Raw genomic sequence first — 24,267 nt, forward strand, 5'->3', positions numbered from 1 at the left:
CAGAGTGACAAGTAAACCCAACCCTAGGTTGCATCGGATGAATCGGACCCGCTCCGGACGGACCGACGGCCGTCAAAGGCGCCGGTGGTGGCATGTGATGCCGGACGTCTAACTTGCCGTCACCGCGATTCGCTGGACCCTCGCCTCATTGTGTCCGGTGGTCTTGCGGGGCCGCGCGCTGACGTTCGCGGCGGCGCGCCCGAGATGCTCGCAGGTTTGCGGCGTTTCCGCACATCTTCACGTTGCACCACGTCCCGCTGTTGTTTTTTGAGCGGTCGTAAAACGTTCTCCCGCAGAGAGAATTTCGGCATTGTTTAATCCGTTTCCACGTGTCGTCCCATTGGCTGCGGCAGATCTCGCTGAAGACGGCAGATGCCAACCAACGCCAGCCGCTCCCGGTTGGCTCCATCCACAGTGCACCAGAGTTGGACAACGAGAACGTTCCGCAAACAGAGCTGACACAGCGCATCTGTCGCCTATCCGGTGACCTGTTGTTGACCACTTTCGCGATCGCTTCGCGCAAGTTCCGCAGTTGGGCAAGGTTCGTTGCATTTAGGGAAGGCGGTTGAGCATCGGCATCTCGCAGGGCCGCCCACTTGGACACCGCACCGACGCACCATTGTGCTGCCAGGTCTTCGTCGGCCAGCAGGTCGGTGTTGTACCCCTGGATGGGGGCGGTGTTGAGGAACTCTTGAACCAACACCAGGCCTCCGGGCGCGACACCGAATCTGCCGTGGTGTGGCTCAAACCGTTGCGAAGGCATCGTTGTGAGGCGCAACGCCGCGGGGGTCGCTTGTCTGTCGGCGCGTTGCCGTGGCAGCTGCCGGCACTGCCGCGGCTAGCGGATGCGCATAGTGCGCCGGTTGGAACACCAGGCCTCCCCTGCTCCAATTATCAGGCTCAGCGTCGCCGCGCCGGTCCTCGATCCGCCGTTGCCAATAAAGGACTTCCGCGTATCCCCCGGCCGGCTCGGCGGATTGAGCAGCGCGCTCGTCCCGGTCACTGCGGTACCTACGCGCCCCGATCATGGGGTCGATACTGAATCCGCCACCGATCGCCGGCAGTAATACCTTTGGGCATGATCAGTCGGGCTGCTGCATGCTGTTAGGCTGCCGCCGTTTTGGGTCCTAGCGTCGAGCGCAGCCAGCGGCCCATTTCGGCGATGGCGCGGTCGACCTCGTCAACGCGGCCTGCCCCCATGATGAACGAATGCTGGCCCTGCTCGACCCGTCGGACGATGACGTCATTGCCTGCCTCCTTTGCCTTTTGGGAGAAAGCGACGGCATCCGAGGCGAGCAGTTCGTACTCGCCGTAGTACACCGCGAGGGGAGGTAATCCGGACAGGTCGGCCCCCAGCAGGTGTACCCGCGGGTCGGTGAATTCGACGCCGGTTCCGTCGAGCCAGCACGACCGGAACAACTCGAGCAATGCCGGCGTGAGCAGCTTGTCCCGCTCGGAGTTGCCTTGGATGGACGCCCCCGACAGCGTGACGTCTGTCCACGGCGAAATGGATAAAACGGCGCCTGGCAGTGCCTCGCCGCGGTCTCGCAGATGCAAGGCGAGTTCGACGGCGAGGTAGCCACCGATCGAGTGACCGACACTGGCTATGTTGTTGGGGCGGTAGCCCTGTTCGAGCAGCCAGCGGTAGGCGCTTTGCACATCTTCGACTTGCGCCGGGTACTTGTGTTCCGGCGAACGTCGGTAGTTCAGTACTAACGAGCGCGCGCCTGCCGCCTTCGCGAGGTGCCCGGCTGCCTTCCGGTCGGAATGCATCGACATCAGTACGCTGCCACCCATATGCGAGTGCAGCAGCACCGATTCGGGGTCAGCGTCCACGGGGATGCACCATAAGGCCTCAACCCCGCCGGCATCCACCTCGGCGTATGTCACCCCTTCGGGTTCCTTCGTTGCCGCATGGATGTTCTCGGTGACATCGCGAATCGTTTCAAGCTCGAAGTTGGCGTTCGAAGATCGCCTCCCGATCTCCCCCAAGAACTCGGCGAAATCGACCGCCTGCTTGCCCGCCATTCAATTTCCTTTCGTCGCGAACCATAGGATCACGGCCACTATATAACGATCGCTATCTAATGGCCAACCTGTGATCTCCATACCCGCAAGGTATGGCCGATCATCCGATTTGGTATTAGACGACATCCGACACATTGTGAAAACGTGTGCATTGCAGACTATTTCGAGGGGTGATCAGGAGTGCTGCGTGAGGATGTCGCAATCGATGCCGAAGGAGCCACACTCCACGCGTGGTGGTACATCGGGCGGCGAGACCGCCGAACAGGCACGGCAAGTCCTTGTGTGGTCATGGCGCACGGGTGGACCTCAACGAAGAAGATGCACTTGGACAAGTTTGCCGAGGTATTCGCCGAGGCCGGGCTGTGCGTGCTGGTCTTCGACCATCGGGGGTGGGGCGAGTCGGGGACAGCGCCCGGCAAGCCACGACATGAAGTTGACCCCTGGGAGCAAATCCGCGATTACCAACATGCGATCACCTTCGCGCAGAACCGATCCGAGGTCGATCCCGATCGTATCGGCGTCTGGGGAACGAGCTTCTCGGCGGCGCACGCGTTCGTCGTCGCCGCGATCGACCGGCGGGTGCGAGCCGTTTGCGGCCAGGCGCCGTTCATCAGCGGTCGGGCGACCTATGCCAACCTTGCCCGGGTGAACAATCAGGTAGTCGGCCCGGAATGCTTCACCGCGGACCGGCGCGCTCGCGCTCGCGGCGCCCCGCCAAAGATGGTGCCGGTCGTCGGGGCGGATCCGGCCACGCTGGTGGGCCTGCCTGACTCGGACGCTTACGCGTTCTTCACCGAGGCGCACACCTCGTTGGACCCACAGTGGCCCAACGAGGTGTCATTGCGCAGCATCGACAACTTCTACGGGTATGAACCGGCGCGCTACCTGCCCGACATCACCCCGACCCCGCTGCTCATGATCGTCGGGTGCGAGGACGGCTTGACAGGCGGGTCCCTGGCGGCGGCCGCGTACCAGACCGCAGCCGAACCAAAAAAGATCGTCTTCGTATCGGGCGGTCACTTCGCGGCGTACACCGGCGACGGGTTCGCGGTGGCCGCAGGGGCCGCGCGGAACTGGTTCGTAACGCACCTTGGCGAGGAGAAGTGCTTGTCAAATAACCCAATTCGGCTGAATGAGTCGTGATTCCGACTTGATCCCGGTCGGTGTGGCGGTGGCGCGTTCGACCATTCCGACATCCTCCGTCGTGCGTGTCGGAGGCTGTGAATGCGGCGACGACGGACCCTGCCGCCGCGTGCAAGCACTGCATCTACGGTGCAGCCGCCATTACCTGCGCACGCAACGAAAATCATCGCTTGCCGAAAGCCGCTGTCCTGGGGTCCATCTTCACGCAATCCAAGGCCGCGTGCCGCATCCGGTCATTTGCGTCGTTTGCCCGGCGACAGGAGTTTCTCCGCGGTCTTATTTGCGGCGTCGAGCACCTCGGCCTGCGTGGCGGGGTCCGACATGGCACGGGAGATCGAGACCGCCCCCACCATCAGCGCGACGACGCTCCACGCCCGGCGCTCCCGGTCCGCGCCGTCGAGAAGCTCTGCCATCCGGGCCGCCATCGCAGCGATTCTGCGTTCGTACGCCTCCCGCGCGGGTGCTCCCGAGCGCGCCACATCGGCGCTGAGGGTTGGCATCACGCACCCGTCACCCGGGTTGACCACGTGGTCAGCACTAAGATATTGCGCCACAAAGTTTTCCAACTTGGCCCGGCGCTCGGCTTTCGTTCCCCGCTCGGTGTCAGACACCAAAGGCTCACCGACGGCGGACTCGACGATCGCCTCGAGCATCGCTTCTTTATTAGCAAAGTTTGAATAGAATGCCCCTGAGGTCACGTCCGCCGCGGCGGCCAGCCCGTCCACCCCGATCCCGTTGAAGCCCGCGACCTTCATCGAGCGCATGCCGGCACGGAGTAACGCGGCGCGCGCCTTCGCCTTTTGGTCTGCCGGATATCTCATGACATATACCTTTGTAGTGTAACCATCGATATTCTACGCTTGCGAGGTCGGATCGATGGTCTGTCTGGCACAGTCGAGCGCGGCTGTGATGAAATCGTCGCGCGCCGCATCCGTGACTGTGGCGTCCCACGCCAGCACCACCCGGCTAGGAGCGAGGCCGTCGGCCGGCACCACCCGCAGGTCAGGCCGCCGGTAGGATCTGGCCGTCGACCGGGGCAGCACTGCGAAACCGGCACCGGCGGCAACTAATTCGAGCTTCTGCTCCACCCCTGTGACCGACGATTGCACTGCCGCGCGGCGCAATTCCGGGCTGGCGATGGCATACCACTCGGGCACCGACGCCGGGTTCTGCAGCAATCGCCGCGGCGCCAGATCGTCCAGCGAGACCGACGGCCGCTCGGCCAGCGGGTCACCGGCGGGCAGCACTACGTCGCGCGGCTCCTCAAGGAGCGGCGCTGTCGCCAGGCCGGACAAGTCGAATGGCGAGCGGGCGTAGACCACCTGCACGTCGCCGCGGCGGATCACTTCGGCTTGCTCGTTCCAGTTCACCGGCACGATCACCGTGCGCCGCGTCGGGTCACCCGCCTCGAACGCCCGTGCGGCAGCGGTAGCCAACAGCCCGGGTAACACCCCGACCGTGACCACGACGGCGGGCGCTTCGGCGCGCGCTAGCCGCTGCCGCATCGCCTGCACTTCCGCGAGCAAGAAACGACCGTCGTCGAGTAACCGCAACCCCGCCGGGGTCAGCGTCGTCCCACGGCTTCCCCGATTGAGCAGCGTGGTTCCCAACTCGTGCTCGAGCGCGCGAATCTGACGGGACAACACTGGCTGTGCGATGTGCAGTCGTGCCGCGGCGCGGCCGAAGTTGAGCTCCTCCGCCACAGCGACGAAGTAGCGTAGCTTGCGCATGTCCAAATCTAGTGTGGCCATACCTAAAGGGTATCGCTGCGGGCCTAAAAGGGTGTTGGACGAGCGAAGCCCCTGCCTCGACCCTGTATGTATGAGTTTGTGCAACCAACGTGTCCTAATCATCGGGGGGACGTCGGGCATCGGCCTGGCGGTGGCCGCGGCGGTCGCCGAGCGTGGCGCCACGCCCGTCGTCGCCTCGCGCCGGGCGTCGAGCGTGGAGCGCGCGCTGGGCGCGCTGCCCGCCGGCGCCGTCGGTGCCACGGTTGACCTCGCCGCCCCCCCGTCCATCGAGCGACTGGCCGAACGGGTCGGACCGGTCAACCACCTCGTCTACACGGCGGGCGAGCCGCTTGAGCCAGTGTCGCTCGCCGGATTGACACCCGACGTTATCGCCGGCTTTTACAAAACTCGTTTCATCGGCGCGTGCAACGCGGTTCGGGTTATCGGTCCGCGCCTGCCCGCGGACGGTTCGATCACGTTGACCAGCGGATCGGCCGCCGAGCAGCCGGAATTCGGCGCGTTACCGGTAAGTCTGTGCGGCGCGATGAACGCGCTGACCGCCGCTTTGGCGGTCGAGCTGGCGCCCGTGCGGGTGAATGCTGTGGCCCCGGGCGTGGTGCGCTCACCGCTGTGGGACAACATGGGTGTGGAGGACCGCGACGCGCTGTTCGCGACTGCGGCGGAACGGATCCCGTTGAGTCGGATCGCCGAGACCGACGAGGTGGCACGGGCATACCTATACTGCATCGAGCAAAGGTACTCCACCGGAGCGGTAGTCAAGGTCGACGGCGGCAGCGTCCTTGTCTAGTCGGTGGCCGTGGTCCACCCACCCGGTGCACTGCAGCGATCGTCTTCCCTGGGCCGAAACCTACGTGGTCTCAACATGGTTGCCCAGCGGGGGCTGAGATCAGCGGGTCTGGGAATGTGCAGGCTGGTTGTACTTCGGCAAACGCCCGCCCTCCCCCGCCTTTTGATCCGCAGCACGCGAGAGTTCAGCCGTTGTGAACCTGAGCAACGCCGTCAATGACGCTCTGGACGAGCCGGTCGAGGTGCTCGGCGTTCTCACGACCGGTTGGGCCCGCACGAATGTCATCGTCACCCTCCGGCCACGGCCACCACTGGTTATCCTGCTGCTTTTCTGTGAGTTTGGTTCCAGTTGAACCCTTTTCGTGATCGCCACGTTCTAATGGAATAGCGTCCGTTATTTAATGGAGGAGGTTGTGGTGGCAGGCGTGTTGGGGCAGCGGTACGACTTTGTCGTGTGTGGTGCCGGGACGTCGGGGTCGGTGGTTGCGCGTCGACTCGCCGAGATTCCGGATGTGTCGGTGTTGCTGGTGGAGGCCGGCGGTACTGATGAGGTTGACAGTGTGAGGCAAGCCGACCAGTGGCCGCTCAATCTCGGAACTGAACGTGATTGGGGATTCGCTGCTGAGCCTGACGAGCGGGTCCATGGGCGGGCGCTGCCGTTTTCGATGGGCAAGGGGCTGGGCGGGGGGTCGAGCATCAACCTGATGATTTGGTCGCGCGGCCACCGCAGCGATTGGGATTATTTTGCCGCCGAATCCGGTGAGAAGTCATGGGGCTACGAACGGGTGCTCGATCTGTACCGCAGTATCGAAGACTGGCACGGGACCGGGGAATCATCTCACCGTGGCCGTGACGGTCTGATCTTCGTTCAACCGGTGGCCGATGTTCACCCGGTCGCCCCGGCGGTATTGGAGGCCGCCAAGCTGCTCGGCATTCCGACCTACCAGAGTCCCAACGGACGGCTGATGGAAGAGCTCCGCGGCGCCGCGATCACTGACATGCGTATCCGCGACGGACAGCGTGTCTCAGTCTTTCGCAGCTATGTCGGACCCTACCTGGACAACCCGAACCTGACGGTGCTGACCGATGCCCTGGTGACACGAGTGATGTTCGAGGGCACTAGGGCAACCGGTGTGGAAATCGACTACGCCGGGTCGACACATCGGGTGGCTGCTGGCACCGAAGTAGTGCTGTCGCTGGGCGCCATTCACACGCCGAAGGTGTTGATGCAATCCGGTGTCGGCGATATGGCCGAACTGCGTCGCGTCGGCATCCCGGTCGTGCAGCACCTACCCGGGATCGGTCGAAACTTCCAAGACCACTTCGGATTCGACTGTGTATGGGAACTCCCCGAAGCCATCCCGGGAGGCGCTCAAGTGCAAGCCGCCCTGTTCTGGGATTCCGGGCTAACCGCAGACATAACCGGACCCGACTTGTTCGCTTGCCTGGGACCATTCCCCAAAGCCACTCCCGAAAACGCCGCTGAACACGGCCTTCCCAAGAACGCATGGACACTGTTCGGGGCGCCAACGCACCCCAAAAGCCGCGGTCAGCTGCGGCTCACGGGACCCCGCCCAACCGACCCCATCCGAATCCACGCCAACGCCCTTGCCGACCCCGAGGACCTCAAAACCGCCATCGTCTGCGTGGAAACATTGCGCGAAATCGGCAACAGCGCCAAACTGCGCCCCTTCGTCACCCGGGAAGTCATGCCCGGCAACAGCTCTGCGGACGAACTGGAAACTTACCTGCGCAACGCCGTCACCACCTACTGGCACCAATCAGGCACAGCCAAGATGGGTCGCGACCCCGTGTCGGTAGTCGACGGCCAACTCAACGTCTACGGCGTAAGCAACCTACGTATCGCCGACGCCTCCATCATGCCGCGCATCACCACCGCCAACACCATGGCACCCTGCATCATCGTCGGCGAACAAGCAGCTCACTTCATCCGCACCGAATACAAAATCTGACAACCAACCGCTCCCAACGACTGTGTATCCGCACTTGCTCGAAAAGCGTAGGGAGAGAGCGACTCTCCTGTCATTGGTGGGAGCTCGCCTGATCCCGTGTAGTCACCACTCGACTGGCCGCCCCACGGATGTGCACGTCACACATCGTTAAGGACCGTATGAGTTTCCTGACGCTTCACTTCAGGGCGTAGCCACGAAGAAATTTGAAATGACGATCGATATTTCGTTCGACGGAGTGCATAGCAGCCGTGCCGACAACAGAGGCAGCGGCATTCCGAATGCCCAGAAAGGAACCTTCGATGGCCGGTCAGCCGGTACCTGAGCGGGACTATCTGCTCGGTCATTCCCGTCCCGAAATCGACCGTCTAATAAGGCAAGCCGAGATGTTGCGACCCATCACACAACGCCTGCTCGTGAGCGCAGGTATCGAGCGAGGTATGCGCGTGCTTGACATCGGCTGTGGACCTGGCGACGTCTCGCTGCTGCTCGCTGATCTGGTGGGCCCAACCGGCTATGTCTTCGGTATCGATCCGAGTGCAGAGGCAATCGCTGTCGCACGGAACCGGTTTCACGCTCGCCGCCATACCAATGCCGAGTTCGTCCAGTCCGACATCCAATCTTACGAAGGGCCGGCGGGTTTCGACGCTGCTGTGTGTCGGTACGTTTTGATTCATCAAAAAGACCCGAGCGACTTCCTGCGAATGGCCCGTAGGCTCATCCGGACCGGCGGCGTCATAGCGCTGCACGAGATGGATGCCACTCGCGGCATTCGGTCCAATCCACGGCTCGCCGTACTGCATAAGGTTTACGACGCGGTGCACTACACGCTCACACGGGGAGGCGCGCCGTTTGATGTCGGCGGACGGTTCGTACGCGTCTTCCACGAAGCGGGGCTATCTGCGCCATCGATGTTCACGGAGACACTCGTGGAGAGCGCAGCGGACTCACAGATGCTGCCCTGGTTGGTGAGCCTGGCGCGCGAAGTACTTCCGCACATGCTGGCCGCAGGCGCGATGACCGCGGATCAACTGGCGATCGACACCTTGTTGGATCGGCTTCGGCGCCAGGCGAACTCGTCTGATTGTCAGCTCGAGTTCGTTCCCCAGATATGTGCCTGGGTTCGAGTGTGACGAGCCCCTTCCATAACCGCCGTACTAGCGACCAGGTCAGGTTGAAGATGATGGAATTGCTTGACACCGGAAGTCAGACTCAAAAACGCCTGCACCCAATCGTTTTCGTGCACGGAGCTTGGCATGCCGGCTGGTGCTGGCAGGACAATTTCGTTGCTTTCTTCGTCGAACGGGGGTTTCGCGTGTTGGCGCCCAGCCTGCGCGGCCATGGCGAAAGCCCGCTGGTCAAGTCGCTGCGCTGGTGTTCGATTGCCGACTACGTCACCGATGTTTGCCAGGTCGTCAGCGCGCTCACAGAGCCGCCCATCCTCGTCGGGCATTCCATCGGCGGCTTTGTCGTGCAGAAGTATCTCGAAAACCACGACGCTGCAGCGGCCGTACTGATGGCTTCGACCCCACCCCGCGGCGGCCAGCTGGGTTCGATAATGCGAATGATACGTCGCCACCCCTGGCGCTCAACAAAATTCGCCCTGACCGCCAAGCCCCTAGACCTAGTAGGCACGTCCGACGGCGCGCGGGAGCTGTTTTTCGGCCGGGACGCGCCGGACAGCGTCATCGAGAGCTTTACGCGGCGTATCCAACCCGACAGCACACGGGCGATGATGTTCGACACTGTGGTTGGCAGTCTTGTCAAAACCAAGAATGTCCGTGCCCCGATGCTGGTGCTCGGCGGAGAGCGCGACCAAATATATCGACCAAGACACGTGCGTCGTACCGCCGCGGCCTACGGAAGCAAAGCGGTCCTCATTCCCGGCGTCGGACACGAACTGATGCTCGAACCTCAATGGAGGGCGGTGGCCGAACTCATCGAGTCCTGGCTGACAAGTAAAGGGCTCTAAGGCCAAAACCCAGTTATTTGCAACCAGATTGGAGTACAGTGAGCTTCGCCAGTCCCTTCCCAGATGTCAGCATTCCCGACATTCCCGTCTTCAACTACTTGTTCGATGGCATCACCGACGACGAGCGCGAGCTCGTCGCGCTCGTCGAGGCGACCACCGGAGCCACGACACACTACGGGGAGCTGATTGATCGAATCGAAGCATTCGGCGCGAATCTAGTCGCCCGCGGAGTCGGCGTCGGTGACGTGGTCGGGCTACTCTCACCCAACAGCACAGGGTTCGCAGTTGCGTTTCATGGCATCCTGCGAGCAGGGGCGACCGCAACCACATTCAACGTGTTGTCGACCGTGGAGGAAATCGCACGGCAGTTGCGTGATTCACATGCTCGGATGGTGCTGACTGTCGCTGAGCACCGCGCGAAAGCCGAAACGGCCTCCGCGCAAATCGGACTCGCACAGGGCGAGGTGCTCATGCTCGACGACGTCGACATCGTGTTTCGGCCGGCAGTTCGCTGCGCTGGCACCAGGAACCTTCGTCCGGCCGATCACGTGGCGGTGCTCCCCTACAGCTCCGGCACCACCGGTCTTCCAAAGGGTGTCATGCTGACCCACCGCAACCTGGTAGCCAATGCCGCCCAAGTTCAGCCCCTTAACATCGTCGGTCCCAACGACGTAGTTCTGGCAGTGCTGCCGTTCTTTCACATCTATGGCTTGTCGGTGCTGCTCACGGCTTCGCTGGTACCGCGCGCCAAGCTGATCGTTATGCCTTCGTTCGACCTGGCCGCGTTCTTGGGTGCCATTCAGGATCACCGGTGCACCAAGGCATTCATCGTGCCACCGGTGGCCGTCGCGCTGGCTAAGCACCCAATGGTGGATTCCTACGACCTGTCCTCGCTTGAAGTCATCATGTGTGGTGCCGCACCGTTGGACGCGGAAGTCGCGCGCGCGGTTGGTGCGCGACTTGATGTGGCGGTGCTGCAGGGCTTCGGAATGAGTGAACTGAGCGGAGCCGGCCACGGCATGCCGGTCGACCGAGGCCGGGATTCGGTAGGCGTTGTCGCGCCTGTGCATTCCTGCGGGTGGACTCTCCCGAACACGGTAAGCAAGCTCGTCACGCCCGAAACCGGTGTCGAGATTGCGGTCCCCGACCACGGCGTTAGTGCGCCCGGCGAACTCTGGATCAAGGGCCCGAATGTAATGCTCGGCTATCTCGGCCACGATGAGGCGACAGCCAGCGCAATCGACGACGACGGGTTCCTGCATACCGGGGACCTGGCTTGCGTCGACGCCGACGGCTGCGTCTATATCGTCGACCGCCTCAAAGAACTCATTAAATACAAGGGCTATCAGGTTGCGCCCGCTGAACTCGAGGCACTGTTGCTGACTCACCCCGCGATAGCGGATGCCGCGGTGGTCGCAGCCATACATCCCGAGTCCGGCGAGGAGATCCCCAAGGCCTTCGTCGTCACCCAACCCTTCGCTTCGCTGTCCGCCGCCGAGGTGATGGAGTTCGTGGCTGGACGCGTCGCTCCATACAAGAAGGTTCGTATGGTCGAATTCACCACATTCATTCCGAAATCGGCATCCGGAAAGATTCTCCGCAAAGAGCTGAGGGAGCACTGAGATCCAGCTCAAGTATCAACACGTCACCCCACCCAGCTCGCCACACCCATCCGGCGGTGGGATCCAGCCATGACACGAAAGCCCGAGACCGCCTACGCGCGAAGTGGTGACCTGCACGTCGCTTACCAGATTATCGGCGATCGTGGGCCTGATCTGCTCTTCATCCCAACGGCTGCGTATCCGATAGACTTGCTCTGGGACGAGCCTTCGGTCGCTGCCTACCTTCGCCGGTTGGCCTCGTTCAGCCGGTTGATCGTCACCGATCTTCTGGGCGTCGGCAGTTCCGATGCAATGCCGACCACAGATTTGCCCGCGATGCACTCCTGGACCGACGGCCTCATCGCAGTGCTCAATGCGGCCCACAGTCGAAGCACATCCGTGTTCGCGACTGCCGAATCTGCCCTTCCCGCAATGCTGATGGCCGCGAACCATCCGGCCCGAATCCGCTCCTTGATCCTATGGAGCGCATTCGCCCGTTTCAGCCGGGCATGTGATTATCCGTACGGTATGCCCGAGTCAACTCTCGGCGAATACGTCAAGGCCGCTGCCGCGGCTTTTGGGACTGGCGCCCTCGCAGATCTGTTAGCGCCAACGTGGATTGACGACGGACCGAGGCGCCGATGGTGGTCACGAAGTGAGCGCCTTGCCGGTGGGCCCGGCTACTTCGGCCGAATCTATGAGCTCTACATGCGAAGTGACATACGACCAGCGCTCGAAAAGATTCAAACCAAAACGCTTCTGCTGCATCGCAAAGGTGATCGCCACGTTCGGATCGATCATGGACGGTATCTTGCTGAGCGAATCGCCAATGCACATTTGACGATCCTGGACGGTGAAGACCACATATGGTTCGCGGGCGAGACCAATGCTGCGCTCACAGAGATCGAAGCATTCGTCACTGGGAAAAGGGCGGTTTTCACCAGCGATCGCGTACTCCTAACAGTGCTGTTCACCGACATCGTCGACTCGACGACGCTGGCAGCAAAATTTGGTGACGAAGCATGGAGCGCAGCGCTGCGCGAACATAACCGCATCGTCGAGACCTACGTCAAAATCGCCAGAGGATCGATCATCAAGTTCACGGGCGACGGTGTTTTCGCAACCTTCGACGCGCCGGCTCGGGCAATCTCATGTGCCCGAGCACTTCGAGCAGCGCTGCGAGAAGTCGGCTTGACCATACGCACCGGCCTGCATACCGGCGAGGCGGCGATCGCAGGACATGATGTGCATGGCATCGCTGTGCACATCGCCGCGCGGATTATGGCGCTCGCCCGACCGGAAGAGATCTTAGTTTCCGAAGCCATCCCGCCCCTGGTGCTTGGCTCGGGCATCACATTCAATGAGCGCGGGCGTCACGAACTCAAAGGCGTTCCGGGCTGGTGGAACGTACTTGCTGTGTGCGACACCCGCTGACTGTCGCATCGACGCTGACCCCGTCATCGTGTGGGCCCTGATCAGTCAGCACCAACTCGGGCGGCATAGTGCACGCGCAGGCCGGTCCGCTCGTCGTGCTCCCCACACTGCTGTGCCATCCGTCCGCGGGTTGGCGATGGCTAAAGCCTTGAGGTCCCTCCGTAACAGTCGTATGGACATGAACACTCGGGCCCGATCGCGTGCCTCATGAACCCAATAGCGACTAATACGGCGTTACCAGCGCGCGATCCCACCGGGTGGTGTGACCCCGATCGGTTGATCCATGGCTTATGAGAGTCTTGCGGCCCACGTTGTGGGCAGGAAGGCTCGAGAAGATCATGGCGACGAGGAAACGGCACAATCCCGAGCAGATTGTGCGCAAGCTGACCGCGGCCGATCGGCTGTTGGCTAAGGGCAAGGACACAGCAGCGGTGTGCCGCGAGCTGGGTGTCGCCGAGGCCACCGATCATCGCTGGCGCAACCAGTTTGGTGGCCTGAAGGCCGAGGACGCCAAACGTCTCAAGGATCTGGAACGCGAGAACGCCGCCCTCAAGCGGTTGTTGGCCGATGCCGAGCTGGAGAAGGACGCGCTGCGGGAGATCGCCAAGGGAAACTTCTAGGCCCGGAACGCCGGCGGGCGGCCGTTCGTCACCTCCAGCGCGTGCTGGGCGTCAGCGAGCGGTTCGCCTGCCGCGTTAGCGGGCAACACCGCGCCACCCAACGCCACCCACCCGCCGCGGCGACGCCAGAGGATCCCGACGCAGCCCTGCGGGACTGGCTACGGGCCTACGCCAAGAAGTATCCCCGGCGTGGTTTCCGGCCGGCCTACCACGAAGCCCGCGGAGAGGGCTGGGTGGTGAATCACAAAAAGATTCAACGTCTTTGGCGTGAGGAGGGTCTGCGGGTTCCGCAGCGGCGCAAACGCAAACGTCACGGCACTTCCACCGCCCCGCCGACCGTACTCGCTGATGCGCCCGACCGGGTGTGGGCGGTGGACTTCCAGTTCGACGTCACCACCGACGGGCGTCCGATCAAGATCGTGTCGATGATCGACGAACACACCCGCGAATGCCTCGGCGGCATGGTGGAGCGCAGTATTACCGGCGATCACCTGATCGAGGAACTGGACCGTGTGGCCATTCAACGCGGCACCTATCCAACCGTCTTGCGATGCGACAACGGACCCGAATTAGCCTGCAGCGCAATGACCGACTGGGCTTCAGATCGGGTCGCGATGCACTTCATCCCGCCCGGCGAGCCCTGGCGCAACGGCTACGTCGAATCGTTCAACTCCCGGCTGCGCGACGAATGCCTCAACATCAACAGCTTCTGGTCGCTGGCCCAGGCCCGCGTCGTCATCGCCGACTGGAAACACGACTACAACCACCACCGACGACACTCATCATTGGGCTACCAACCACCGGCCCGCTACGCCGCTGGGTGCACCCACCGCTGAGGGCCCCGTCTCACCGTCACGCCGAGAGCAGAGCTTCAAACTCGGGATGCGAGACGATATGGGCAGTTCAGCACGAGTGAGTCCTTTCCTCGGTGACGCGGTTCGCCTTAGTTCGCGATGACCGGGAGGTGGTCGAGAAGCCACTGTTGGGAGTAGTCCAGCCATTGGCGGTAGTGGCCCATCGCGCAGTGGTCGTCGTCGGGATAGAGCAGCAGGGTGGCGTTGGCGGCGGCGTGGGCGAGGTCGCTGCTGTCCTGGGTGCTCATCAGGGTGTCGTGATCCCCGTTGATCACCAACAGCGGAATCACGATGCGCGAGTAGAGATCTCGGATGGATAGCGCTGCGAGCTTGCGCACCAGGTCGATCGGGTGGGCCGCGCCGACAGTCTTGGCCAGGGCGTGCAGGATGATCTGCGGGGTACCCAGTGCGCCACCGTGGAAGGACCCGTGCGTCGGGGCCCCGCACGCGATCGCGCACGCCAGCCGGTGGTTGGTAGCGGCCAGGCGTGCGGTCCAGTAGCCGCCGAAGCTGACCCCCACCATCGCGATGCCATCGGCGTCGAGGCGCCCGTCAGCGGCGAGGTGCTCAATGACCCGGTGGTAGACCGCTTCCGACTCGGGCTGCATCGGATGGGTGTAGGCGTAGCTGCCGGGCATCTCCATCAGGAACATCGCCATGCGCGAGTCGCGGTAGCGCAGCTGTGGGATCGCGAGTTCCTGGACGGTGCCCTCTAGACCGTTGGTCGTCAGCACCACCGGATGCGGCCCCGACCCGGGCGGCAGGACGAGGTACCCGCCGACGGTGTCCCCGTCGGCGAGCGGGATGTCGACGTGTTCGACGGTCAGACCCAATGTGGGCACCACCGCGCCGATCAGAGCGTCGAAGAGGTGCCGTGAACGCCAATACGCCCGCATCCGATGAGGGTCGTGGCCGGGGAAAGCGCTGACCTGGTAGTAAGTGATGGCCTTCACCCACGCGTCAATCGCACTGAAAGCCAACACGATTCGCTCGCGATCACCAGCAGGTGCGTGCTCGTCGACGAGGGCGGTGAGCGCGCGGACGTCCGGCTGTGGTCCGTGGTCGGCGAAGAGTACCGCCGCGGGGGCGATCCATTCGGTCAGCCCGTCGACGTTCTCTCCGGCGGTCGCAGGACTCGGGTCGGTGAGGTCGGGCACGGCGGCGGAGTCGGTGCCGGCCAGGCTGCGCAGCACGTCGGAGGCGCGCCGGGCGTGGTCCTCGGCGATGCGGTTCCAGTAACCACACCAGCGGTCGTCACGGAAGGACCGGGCGCCGCGGATCTGTGCAGCGAACACAGTGTGGTCGAGCCCGCCCATGTTGGCGTAGCGCAGCACGAACAGCGCCGGCAGAAACGGCGCGGCGCCCGTCCAGCGGGCCGCCACATCGGTGGTTCGGGTGACCGCGCACGCCGTCACGAAAAGCTTCTGCGGCAGACTGGCCTCGGTCATCGGGGGTCCCTTCAGAGTGCGGTGCTGGGGCGGTCGCGTCAGAGTCGGTTCGTCGTGCCAGCGTTGCGGCGGGCTTGTTCGGCGGCGGCGGACGGGGTTCCGCGCCAGGGAGCCCCGTGGCCGGGAACGAGGATATCGGCATCCACGCCGGCCAGGGTCTGCAGAGCGGCCTCAGCCTCGGCGGGGGCGTGGGCGAAGAACGGCGCCAACAACTGTGGGCCGCTGACCGGTGACAATGGATGACCGGTGACCAACGCGTCCCCGGTGACCAGGACACCCTTGTCGGGCAGGTGGAAGGCACTGTGACCGGAGGTATGTCCCGCGCAAGCGACCGGCACCGGGGCGCCGGGTAGATCGAGTGCCCCCGCGCCGGGATAAGGCTGCGCATGTGGCAGCTGCACGGGTTTCAGCGCGCCGGCAGCCATGATGCGTGCGGTCCAGCGCAGCGCCGAAGGCCGGTAGCAGCGTTTGATGATGTCAGCAGGCGTTGCTTGTTCGAGGTGCCCGTCGCGGGCATGGCCCACTTCGGCTCTGCTCATGAACACCGGGGTGCCGTAACGCTGGTGGAAGTGGTTGATCGCGCCCATGTGGTCCAGATGGGCGTGGGTCAGCAAGATCGCCTGAACGTCCATCGGATGCCGGCCCAGCGCCCGGATCGAGTCCTCTACCCGCCCGATGTCTCCCGACCAGCCCGCATCGATGAGGGTGAGTTCCGCGCCGTCGCGCAGCAGCACCCAGTTGACCGCGGTGCCCGCCACGCAGAACACGTCGTCAGCGACTTCCTGCATGCCGACCTCCTCACCCAATGCGGAACGATTGTTCCGACGATAGCATCGTTCTGCGATACAGTGGAACGACTGTTCCGGCCCGATGTGAGGATGGATTCCTGGTGAAGCTCAGGCGTGTGCGCACCGCCGCAGGTCTGCAGCTGCAGACCTGCGACGCCGACGGCTCCTGGCAGGCGAGCACCGACTGGACCCCGTTGGGTGGTCGGGTTTTTGACCGTGATTGGGAGGTCGCCCGTGTTGATGAACACCTGCAGCACAGCTCGGTGTTGTTGCCTTTGCAGCCGGTGTCGTTTCGAGACTTCATGCTCTACGAGCAGCATGTCCTGAACGCCAGCCAAGGCCTGCTGCGGCGCTTCCATCCGGGCCAGTACCGACTCGTCGAGACCGTCGAAGCGCTCATTCGGCGCCCGTTCCCCCTGTTGAAACCGAAGCCGCTGTTCTACGCCCAGCCGATGTACTACATGTCGAACGCGATGACGTTTATCCCCTCGGGCACGCCGGTCGCGGCACCCTCCTATAGTCAGGCGCTCGATTACGAACTGGAGATCGGTTTCGTTCTGGCGCGGGGCCTGTTCAATGCCACCCCCGCCGAGGCGCTCGACGCCATCGGCGCGTTCGTCGTTCTCAACGACTGGAGTGCCCGCGACGTGCAGCGGGCCGAAATGGACAGCGGGTTCGGTCCGCAGAAGGCCAAGCACTTCGCCAGCTCGTTGTCAGAGGTCGCCGTCACCGCCGATGAAATCCTGCCCCGCATCGACGCGTTGCGTGGAACGGTGTCGATCAACGGTTCTGTCGTGTCGACGGTGTCCAGCGCCGGCATGCAGCACAGTCTGGGTGAGGTCCTGGCGCACGCCTCCCGCAGTGAACACCTTTATCCCGGTGAACTGTTCGCCACCGGCACGCTTCCCGGCGGCAGCGGCATGGAAACCGGGCACTGGCTGGGCCCCGGAGACGCCCTGGAACTGGCCATCGACGGCATCGGCGACATCGAACACACCATCACCACGCCGTCGCAGGGAATCGAATTATGACCAGCCCCGCAGCAGCCGACCCGCCCCCACCTGCCTCGCGTGAAGCCAACCGCGAGAAGCTACGTGATCGGCTGCTCAACAGCGCCGAAGAACTCTTCGCGGACCGCGGCTACTTCGGTGTCAGCGTCCGCGACATCACCGACCACGCCGGCACCCGGCTCGCCGCCGTCAGCGACCAATTCGGCGGCAAGGAGGCCCTCTTCCGCGCGGTTGTGCTGCGCCGCATCCAACCCCTCAACGACGACCGCCGCACCCGGCTGGCGGCACTTCCCGCACGCGGGCCCCGAGCACAGCGCCTGCGCGCCGTCATCGACGCATTCACCGAACCCATGCGCCAACGAGCCGGTGATCCGGGGTGGGACAACTACTTCCGCTTCATCGCCCAACTCGCCAACTCCGCACACCCCATCGGACGCTTCATCGTCGAGGACTTCAACGCCATCGCCGCCGACTTCATCGCCGCGCTACAGGCCCTGTTCCCGGCTACCGGCGAGGCGGCCATCCACGACGCCTACCTGCACCTACTGGCAGCCACCCTGCATACCTACTCCAACAACCTGCGCCTAGACAGCCTCACCGACGGCCGCATGCACACCAGCGACACCGACGAACGCCACCAGGCACTCCTACGCTTCGCCGAAGGCGGGATCACCGCCCTGGCCACCACGCCGTACTGACCAGACCCGTGTCGGACACGGCAGAGCAGGATCTATGACGCCAGGCACCCGGCATCACGTGAAACAGAATCTGAGCCGCCCAGACCCTCCGGAACCCGACACGCCATGACCTGCGGGGCCGTAGGTAGTCACGCAAGAACCCGCTAGGCTCACCGCCGTAACCCGGTGATAACTCTCCTTTGCCTTGGACCAATGAACGGGGCCCGGCCACTCGGTTATCCTCCGCGATTAAGCAGTCACGCGGGCGACGTGGCCCCCGGCGGACCAAGGCCCCTCTCCTCCGCTGGGTGCTGCGGCACGCCTGATAGCTGGGCCTTGGGGCAGTCAGGTCGGCACGCGAGAAGCGCACTTCACCCGCGGACTACGGGCTTGCACTGGCCATGGTTTGCGTGTGGTTGCCGACTGGCGTCGCCGAGCTGACCACTACAAGACCAGAATCGGGGATGCCGCGAAGAACGTTCGTTCGGGCATACCTCGACGGCGTTGTAAACCAACATCTCTCGTCCGCCATGTACTTCGGGTCAGCGACGGGGGGCTCTATCACCTGCGGTCCGTGATGGGTCTGGCTTGGTCGCCTCACCAAGTCGGCCAAGGTCTCTAAGCTGTCTCGATCGGTGCCACTCACGCGAAGGCGATGGCGGTGCAAATGGCCGCGACCCACACGATGCCAAGTAGTTGTAGGACGCGGTCTTTCAGAACGATGTCCTCGGGTTCACCGGCCATCCCGCCGTCGACGTCTACGGCATAGCGCAACATCGCGATCGTGATCGGGATCATCGAGATGGCAGACCACGACCTCTGACGGCACAGCAGAGTCCAGCGCACAGTTCGGGCCGGCGGCGCTGCCGTCGGGTGGTGGAAGCGGAAGCGGCACAACCACTCCCCCGACCTGGGACGCATAGTGAGCGGCTTCACCAGACTCTGCCTCGGTGCAAACGCGCACTGCGGCGAGATGGCCGGGTACCCGTACCAGGATGGTGAAGTCAACGATCTGCACTTCGCCAGTCCGTTTGCTTGCCGGCGAGACTGTGCACCGGGCCCCCCGCCGCCAGCTCGCCCGCTTTCCCGACGGACACTACGCGGGCCAACACCTGCTTAGCACGGCGACCCGCACTCTGCGGGAACCCCACGTGGCGAGACAACCCAGCCATCCGCGGACCACAGACACTCCCCTGCACCCTCCAGGCGCCTGTCGCGCCTTGATCCCGCAAATGCACGTAGAGACGAATATGGCCGAAACGAATACGGCGGGTTACCAGTAAAGTACGCCGTTTGCATCTGTTGAATCATGGCTTCCCCCGACCCGAGGTCCGCGTTCCATGTTTCACTCGAGCGCTGCGCTCAGCTGACGTTCCCTTGCTTCCCCATCGGATACAGGTATGGCGACAGCCACCCTTGGCTAATGATGGCATCAAGTCTGATCAGCCATCCCGGATGTCGGTTGAAGCCGGCCGTAGCACCGGGGTAAGAGTCGACGCGGCGAACCGCTCCCCGATCAGCCGATGTGTGGTCGCGTCCGGGTGGAGCTGATCAGGTAGTGGATGGGTTGCTTCGTCGGCCGGTCCGTAAAGCGTCAGACCGTTGACATAGTGGATGAACGAGTCATTGTCACGTCTTCGCGCGACGATGTCGGTAAGTTGGTCACGGATATAGCTGAGGGTCAGTCGGCCCAAGCCGTCCAATCGCGTTGCCTCAGTGGGATTGCCCGTCGCAATGAACCGAACCTTGCCATGTGCGAGCGCGTCGGCATCGAAAGCGCCGGGGCCCGGAGTGATTTCGTGGATTGGGCAGTAGAGCGGGCCAACGACGATGAGCGGCGTCCGGGGATGGCCGTCGCGAATGGTGTCCAGGAATCCGTGCACGGCAGGTCCAAAGGCCCGCTGCCGCATCAGGTCAGCATTGACGAGATTGATGCCCAGTTTCACGGATATGACGTCGGCGGATTGGTCGCGAATGGCCCTGGCGACGAACGGATCGAGTAGCGCGCTACCGGAGAGTCCGAGGTTCATCAGCTCCACACCGGCCAGCGCTGCAGCGATCGCCGGCCACGTGGTACTCGGGCTCGCGGCATTCGAGCCCTGGCTGATCGAACTGCCATAGTGCACCCAGCGTTTTCGGGAGCTGGACAACGGTTTGACCGATGCGTCGGTGCGCAGCGCGACCAGCTCGATCCTCTCGTAGTGCGGCAACCAGATCTCGATGTCTTTCGCGCGAAGACCCAGCCCGTCGAAACGGATGGTCGCGGTCCGACCCGATTCCCGTCTGCTCTCGCCGTTCGCCGGGTCAATACGCACCGTGTCGCCCTCAGACGTTGGCGCCTGTACTGTCAGCCGATCGTCGATGACGAGATCAACGGTGCCGTCGGGCCGCTCCGGGACGCCGGTCAATACGACCCGCGTCCGGTGCAGGTCGAGCTCGATCGCGGATGCAGCCGTCCGGAATGCCACCCGCACTCCGGACGGCTGCGATTCGGCTCCGAGTAGCTGTGGGTCGTCACTCTGCGCACGCGCACGAGCGGGGAGTCTGTGCGGCAGCCAGCCCCGCTCGGTGTGCTCGAGCTCAGCGAGCCCGAGCAGTATTTCAGCCGTAATCTCATGGTGAATCAGTTGAGCACCTCGACCATCCCGTTCGGTTAAATTTTCGTGTGGGCCAATCGCTTTGATGCGTGCGCGACGCGGTGCAGGACTTCTCCCCGTTGTTTCGCAGATCGCGAATCGTCACCGTGTCCATAGCGCCAAGGTATTACCGCTACAAAAGCTTCTCGGCCAGCGGGTGCACGAAGTAGCGCAACGAGAATGCCTCGTAGACCGCGCCGACGACGAGTAAGGCCAGGGCCGGCAGCGCCAGCCAGCCGAGGTCCTGCAGCCCGCGTAGGTAGCCTTGCCGGCGGTTTACGGCTTCGACGGTCCGTGGGACGACCCAGGACTTGCCGAGCAGATAGGCACCCAACAGCAGCAGCACGTAGGCCTGGAACTCGACGATCAGCGTCAACGAGTGCGGTATGAGAGCCACCCAACCGATGTCGTTCAGCGGGACGAGCGTCAGTCCCGTCGTAAACGCCCAGTAGGCGAACAGCACGATGCCGGCGAACGGCACGATCATGGACGGCATAACGATGGTTAGTGCACCCATCTTCAGAGTGTTCACCGCGAGAATCGCCAGTGCGAACAGCCAGGGATGTGTGATCAGCGATTGGACCAGATCGGCTGTGCCGTCTTGCTGTAACCGCGTGTGCTGGGCTTGGCTCAGTTGCGGGAAGAACAGACCGAGGCAGAAGCCGACCATAAACGAGCCGTACGCCGCCGCATTAGCCAGCAGGTAGACCTGGGCGTTCTCGCCGACGATGCGGAACGGACGCCACTGCCGGACGGTCATGCCGACCTTTCTCTTGAGCTTTTCATACACCAGTACGTCGCTGGCGGACACCGGGCGCTGAGCGGGACGATTCGCTGATCGAGATGGTCGGGTGGCGCGGCTGAGTTTGTGAGATTGTTGCGGTGGTGTGCGGTTGATGGTCTGTCATTAGCTGGATCAGCTGGTCGGTTTCGTCACCGGCCGCCCACTGCTGATAGTTGGCGGCTCGTTGATAGCCGCGATGTATCTGTATCGGCTGGTGGTACGCGGTCATGTGCCCTTGCTGCTGATTGTCCTCGGGTCGGGGCCATCGCCGTCCTGGAGTGCGCCGCGGGAGATCCTGGCGTCCAAGCACCATACCGTGTCGGCGGTCGCGTCGATGTGCGGTTATGCCAGCACCGCACGGTTCACGACGGTGCGCCGCCAGCGTTACGGCCTCACCCCCGGGGCCTATCTGCGGTTGCGAACCCGCTGCGGGCGATGAATCGGCCGCAATAACTCTGCGGGACAGCGCAATCAGCGCGCAACATCCTCGGAACTCGGCTCGCTAGCCTCGAGCCATGTCACGACCGTGCGCGCCTGTCTCCACTCGCGATGAGCATCGAATCATACTGCTCCCGAGTAACTTTCGCGTGCAGATAATAATGGCCCCGGCTCAGTGAATCGGTGATTTGCTTCGCTTTACTTGTCGGGATCTAACATGGCGGGTTGCCAGTAATCTCGAACCTTGTTGATTCTCAACGCAACCTGTGTGCCGTGAGGATAAGAATTGACACGGATTACCGGCTATTACACGTCACCCGAACCGACCTCCATACCCGGGACGAATGGTCGCTGCAGCTCCGGTGCGTCTCCGCGGTGATCACCGCGCCCGTATCGCCGCGGCGACCGCCTGTGGCGCTTCGTGTTGCGGGAAATGGCCGGTGCCGGGTAGTTCCGTCACTTCGGCCCGCGGCAGCAGGACGGTCGCCTTCTCCAGAACGTGACGACCCGACACCGGGTCCTCCAGTCCCCAGACCAGTCGTACGGGGCCGCGCCAATTGGCCAGAGCGCTTTCCCATCTGCGGTGATGTTGGGCCCGTTCGGCGTTGTACTTGATGTGCAGGTGGGCGAGTTTGTGACCGTCGCGGTAGGACATTCCGGTCCACAGGTCGTCGAACTCGGTGTCGGTGAGTTTGGTGGCCCGCACGGCGTCGAGTCCCGAGCGCGCCCGCTCCGGGGTAATACGTCCAGCCAGCAATTTTCCGATGACCGGCAAAATCAACAGCTTCTGCAAACGAGTCGGCCGGTACGCACTGTAGACGATGCCGCAGTTGAGCACCACCACCGACTCAATCGAGAAACCGAGACCGTTGGCCAAGCTGCGGTCCACGAGTTCCTGGCCGACGATGCCTCCATAGTCGTGAACGACCAGACGAACCGCGTCCACCATCAGGTGCGCGAGCAAGTCTTCGATCAGGTCGGCGGATTCCGCGACCGAGTAGTCATAGGGGTTCGGCTTGTCAGATGCGCCGTATCCAAGGAAGTCCAGTGTGATCACGTCATGATCACGGCAAAGGTCGGTTGCCACCGCCGCGTAGTCATAAGACCAGGTGGGAAAGCCATGCAATAGCAACACTGCGGGACCCTGCCCGTGGCGCCGGAACGCGATGCGATGCCCGCGGCGGCTGATGAACGTCTCCGATCCCTGAATCCACTCGCGAGCGCCCGGGACGCCGGGGAAAGCAGGATCGCCATTGTTGGTCATGCGCCGCCCGCGAAGGAGCTGTCCTCGGGGATGGTGGCGAGGTCCGTCTGGTGGACGGCGCGGGATACTGCCCCCGCAACGCCATATGAAATCTCCACTAGATCCCCTTCTGGTAATCAGCGCACTTACATGCACAAGTCCATTCAAATACAGTGTTGTATTAGCATGCGGTCGTGTCACTCATGTGTCAAGTTTCCCGTACGCTGCAACGTGTGCGGCCAGCGAAAGGAGGAAGCCGTGGCCCGACTTACGCGCGCTGAGCAACGAGCCTTGACCCGCCAACGCCTCATCGACGCCGCTGGTCGCGTCTTCTCTCGTGTGGGATTTGAAGCCGCACCGATCGACGTCATCGCCGAGGAAGCGGGGTTCTCCCGTGGGGCGTTCTACTCGAACTTCGAGTCGAAGGACCAGGTGTTCGTCGAACTACTTCGCCATCACCTCGACGCCGAAATCGACACGCTGAGTCGGGCGCTCGACCGCATCGAACACGCCACCGACCTCGCTCCGGCGATCGAGCACCGCTACCAGGTGCTCGGCGACGATGGCAGCTGGTGCTTGTTGAGCACGGAATTTCAGCTGTACGCGATGCGCGGCGGCGTCAAGGCTGCCGAGTTCGCCGCGATATATGAGTCCTACCGGCAACGGCTCGGGCGACTTATCGCAGCTCATTTTGATCGGTTGGGAATCGAATCCGAGCTCACCCCTTACGAATTCGGCGTTTCCCAGATCGCGTTGTCTCATGGGCTCGCGCTACAGCGGGCGGCAAACAGCACTCTGGCCTCAAGCCTTCCCGCCCGCGCGCTTGCCACTTTTGTTCGCGGTGCGATCGCCGGCACCGCCGAGGGCAACGCCGACATCGTTGTGACGCCGAGTTGAAGCGGCTATCGCGTCCTGCGGCGTGCGGTGGACATACGCCAGGCCGCGGATGCCACGCGGAGCTTAATGGCCCTGGTCGACGATCGAACCCTCAGATGAACCCACCGAATGACCCTGGGCCTTACGCCCGTTGGAACGTAGGAATACGCACAGACTGAATATGGCGGGCTACCAGTAAGGTACGCCA

Annotated in this window: 22 protein-coding genes and 1 pseudogene; 13 read left to right on the forward strand and 10 right to left on the reverse strand. The window is 63.2% G+C overall.

Going from position 1 to position 24,267, the window contains the following annotated elements; genetic code table 11:
- Positions 1-145 precede the first annotated feature (145 nt).
- Entirely contained in the window at positions 146-703 is a 558-nt protein-coding gene (locus DQP58_RS07950) for a CGNR zinc finger domain-containing protein (RefSeq protein ID WP_240629622.1), read from the reverse strand.
- A 401-nt stretch (positions 704-1,104) separates the two neighbouring features.
- Positions 1,105-2,028 carry an alpha/beta hydrolase gene (locus DQP58_RS07955; RefSeq protein ID WP_112707898.1) on the reverse strand — a complete coding sequence of 308 codons (924 nt, stop codon included), beginning with the start codon at positions 2,026-2,028 and terminating at the stop codon, positions 1,105-1,107.
- A gap of 180 nt (positions 2,029-2,208) precedes the next feature.
- Between DQP58_RS07955 and DQP58_RS07960 the strand changes: the two genes are divergently transcribed.
- The gene (locus DQP58_RS07960; protein WP_240629624.1) at positions 2,209-3,171 is read left to right on the forward strand and encodes an alpha/beta hydrolase; all 963 of its coding nucleotides are present in this window, start codon (positions 2,209-2,211) and stop codon (positions 3,169-3,171) included.
- A gap of 233 nt (positions 3,172-3,404) precedes the next feature.
- On the opposite strand, the gene DQP58_RS07965 is transcribed toward DQP58_RS07960, so the two are convergent.
- Together DQP58_RS07965 and DQP58_RS07970 are read right to left on the reverse strand one after the other, a co-directional pair.
- Entirely contained in the window at positions 3,405-3,992 is a 588-nt protein-coding gene (locus DQP58_RS07965) for a TetR/AcrR family transcriptional regulator (protein WP_112707899.1), read from the reverse strand.
- Positions 3,993-4,025: 33 nt separating this feature from the next.
- On the reverse strand, positions 4,026-4,922 hold the full coding sequence (locus DQP58_RS07970; RefSeq protein ID WP_112707900.1) for a LysR family transcriptional regulator: 897 nt from the start codon (positions 4,920-4,922) through the stop codon (positions 4,026-4,028).
- 130 nt (positions 4,923-5,052) lie between these two features.
- On the opposite strand from DQP58_RS07970, the gene DQP58_RS07975 reads away from it, so the two are divergent.
- The 8 genes from DQP58_RS07975 (at position 5,053) to DQP58_RS08005 (ending at position 14,141) form a co-directional block, all read left to right on the forward strand.
- Positions 5,053-5,709, forward strand: a complete 657-nt coding sequence (locus tag DQP58_RS07975) for an SDR family oxidoreductase (protein WP_240629626.1) — start codon at positions 5,053-5,055, stop codon at positions 5,707-5,709.
- 193 nt (positions 5,710-5,902) lie between these two features.
- Positions 5,903-6,061 (forward strand): hypothetical protein, encoded by a 159-nt coding sequence (locus DQP58_RS26755; protein ID WP_165827823.1) that lies wholly within the window; start codon positions 5,903-5,905, stop codon positions 6,059-6,061.
- Between the two features lie 48 nt (positions 6,062-6,109).
- Entirely contained in the window at positions 6,110-7,681 is a 1,572-nt protein-coding gene (locus DQP58_RS07980; protein ID WP_205869369.1) for a GMC family oxidoreductase, read from the forward strand.
- Between the two features lie 299 nt (positions 7,682-7,980).
- Positions 7,981-8,811, forward strand: coding sequence for a methyltransferase domain-containing protein (locus tag DQP58_RS07985; RefSeq protein WP_165827824.1), 831 nt, complete (start codon positions 7,981-7,983; stop codon positions 8,809-8,811).
- Between the two features lie 50 nt (positions 8,812-8,861).
- Positions 8,862-9,650 carry an alpha/beta hydrolase gene (locus DQP58_RS07990; RefSeq protein ID WP_240629628.1) on the forward strand — a complete coding sequence of 263 codons (789 nt, stop codon included), beginning with the start codon at positions 8,862-8,864 and terminating at the stop codon, positions 9,648-9,650.
- 38 nt (positions 9,651-9,688) lie between these two features.
- Positions 9,689-11,272: an AMP-binding protein gene (locus DQP58_RS07995; protein WP_112707903.1), complete on the forward strand. Its 1,584-nt coding sequence runs from the start codon at positions 9,689-9,691 to the stop codon at positions 11,270-11,272.
- A gap of 69 nt (positions 11,273-11,341) precedes the next feature.
- Positions 11,342-12,685: an adenylate/guanylate cyclase domain-containing protein gene (locus tag DQP58_RS08000; RefSeq protein WP_112707904.1), complete on the forward strand. Its 1,344-nt coding sequence runs from the start codon at positions 11,342-11,344 to the stop codon at positions 12,683-12,685.
- A 338-nt stretch (positions 12,686-13,023) separates the two neighbouring features.
- Positions 13,024-14,141 (forward strand): IS3 family transposase gene (locus DQP58_RS08005; protein ID WP_112707935.1). Its coding sequence is split into 2 segments (ribosomal slippage): positions 13,024-13,291 and positions 13,291-14,141, totalling 1,119 coding nucleotides; the frame shifts between segments, so codons are not numbered across the junction.
- 107 nt (positions 14,142-14,248) lie between these two features.
- Here the strand turns inward: DQP58_RS08005 and DQP58_RS08010 are convergent.
- Together DQP58_RS08010 and DQP58_RS08015 are read right to left on the reverse strand one after the other, a co-directional pair.
- Positions 14,249-15,607, reverse strand: coding sequence for an alpha/beta hydrolase family protein (locus DQP58_RS08010; RefSeq protein ID WP_112707905.1), 1,359 nt, complete (start codon positions 15,605-15,607; stop codon positions 14,249-14,251).
- A gap of 38 nt (positions 15,608-15,645) precedes the next feature.
- Entirely contained in the window at positions 15,646-16,395 is a 750-nt protein-coding gene (locus DQP58_RS08015; protein WP_112707936.1) for an MBL fold metallo-hydrolase, read from the reverse strand.
- A gap of 101 nt (positions 16,396-16,496) precedes the next feature.
- Between DQP58_RS08015 and DQP58_RS08020 the strand changes: the two genes are divergently transcribed.
- Positions 16,497-17,426: a fumarylacetoacetate hydrolase family protein gene (locus DQP58_RS08020; protein WP_112707906.1), complete on the forward strand. Its 930-nt coding sequence runs from the start codon at positions 16,497-16,499 to the stop codon at positions 17,424-17,426.
- The gene (locus DQP58_RS08025; protein ID WP_112707907.1) at positions 17,423-18,103 is read left to right on the forward strand and encodes a TetR/AcrR family transcriptional regulator; all 681 of its coding nucleotides are present in this window, start codon (positions 17,423-17,425) and stop codon (positions 18,101-18,103) included. Before DQP58_RS08020 ends, DQP58_RS08025 begins: the two co-directional genes overlap by 4 nt.
- A gap of 621 nt (positions 18,104-18,724) precedes the next feature.
- Here DQP58_RS08025 and DQP58_RS08030 read toward each other — a convergent pair.
- From DQP58_RS08030 to DQP58_RS08045, 3 genes and pseudogenes are all read right to left on the reverse strand, one after another.
- A pseudogene (locus DQP58_RS08030) lies at positions 18,725-18,898 on the reverse strand (decaprenyl-phosphate phosphoribosyltransferase); the annotation flags it as partial.
- A 626-nt stretch (positions 18,899-19,524) separates the two neighbouring features.
- A complete protein-coding gene (locus tag DQP58_RS08040) occupies positions 19,525-20,556 on the reverse strand; it encodes an SGNH/GDSL hydrolase family protein (RefSeq protein ID WP_240629630.1) in 1,032 nt (343 codons plus the stop codon).
- A 295-nt stretch (positions 20,557-20,851) separates the two neighbouring features.
- Positions 20,852-21,529: a stage II sporulation protein M gene (locus tag DQP58_RS08045; protein ID WP_240629632.1), complete on the reverse strand. Its 678-nt coding sequence runs from the start codon at positions 21,527-21,529 to the stop codon at positions 20,852-20,854.
- Positions 21,530-21,698: 169 nt separating this feature from the next.
- Here DQP58_RS08045 and DQP58_RS08050 point away from each other — a divergent pair, with 169 nt between their 5' ends.
- Positions 21,699-21,941: an AraC family transcriptional regulator gene (locus DQP58_RS08050; RefSeq protein ID WP_112707909.1), complete on the forward strand. Its 243-nt coding sequence runs from the start codon at positions 21,699-21,701 to the stop codon at positions 21,939-21,941.
- A gap of 378 nt (positions 21,942-22,319) precedes the next feature.
- Here DQP58_RS08050 and DQP58_RS08055 read toward each other — a convergent pair whose 3' ends face one another.
- Positions 22,320-23,204: an alpha/beta fold hydrolase gene (locus tag DQP58_RS08055; protein WP_112707910.1), complete on the reverse strand. Its 885-nt coding sequence runs from the start codon at positions 23,202-23,204 to the stop codon at positions 22,320-22,322.
- A gap of 237 nt (positions 23,205-23,441) precedes the next feature.
- Between DQP58_RS08055 and DQP58_RS08060 the strand changes: the two genes are divergently transcribed.
- Complete coding sequence (locus DQP58_RS08060) at positions 23,442-24,080, forward strand: TetR/AcrR family transcriptional regulator (RefSeq protein ID WP_165827826.1); 639 nt, start codon at positions 23,442-23,444, stop codon at positions 24,078-24,080.
- Positions 24,081-24,267: the final 187 nt, after the last annotated feature.

The sequence above is a fragment of the Mycobacterium colombiense genome (assembly GCF_003284975.1).
Taxonomy (GTDB): Bacteria; Actinomycetota; Actinomycetes; order Mycobacteriales; family Mycobacteriaceae; genus Mycobacterium; species Mycobacterium europaeum_A.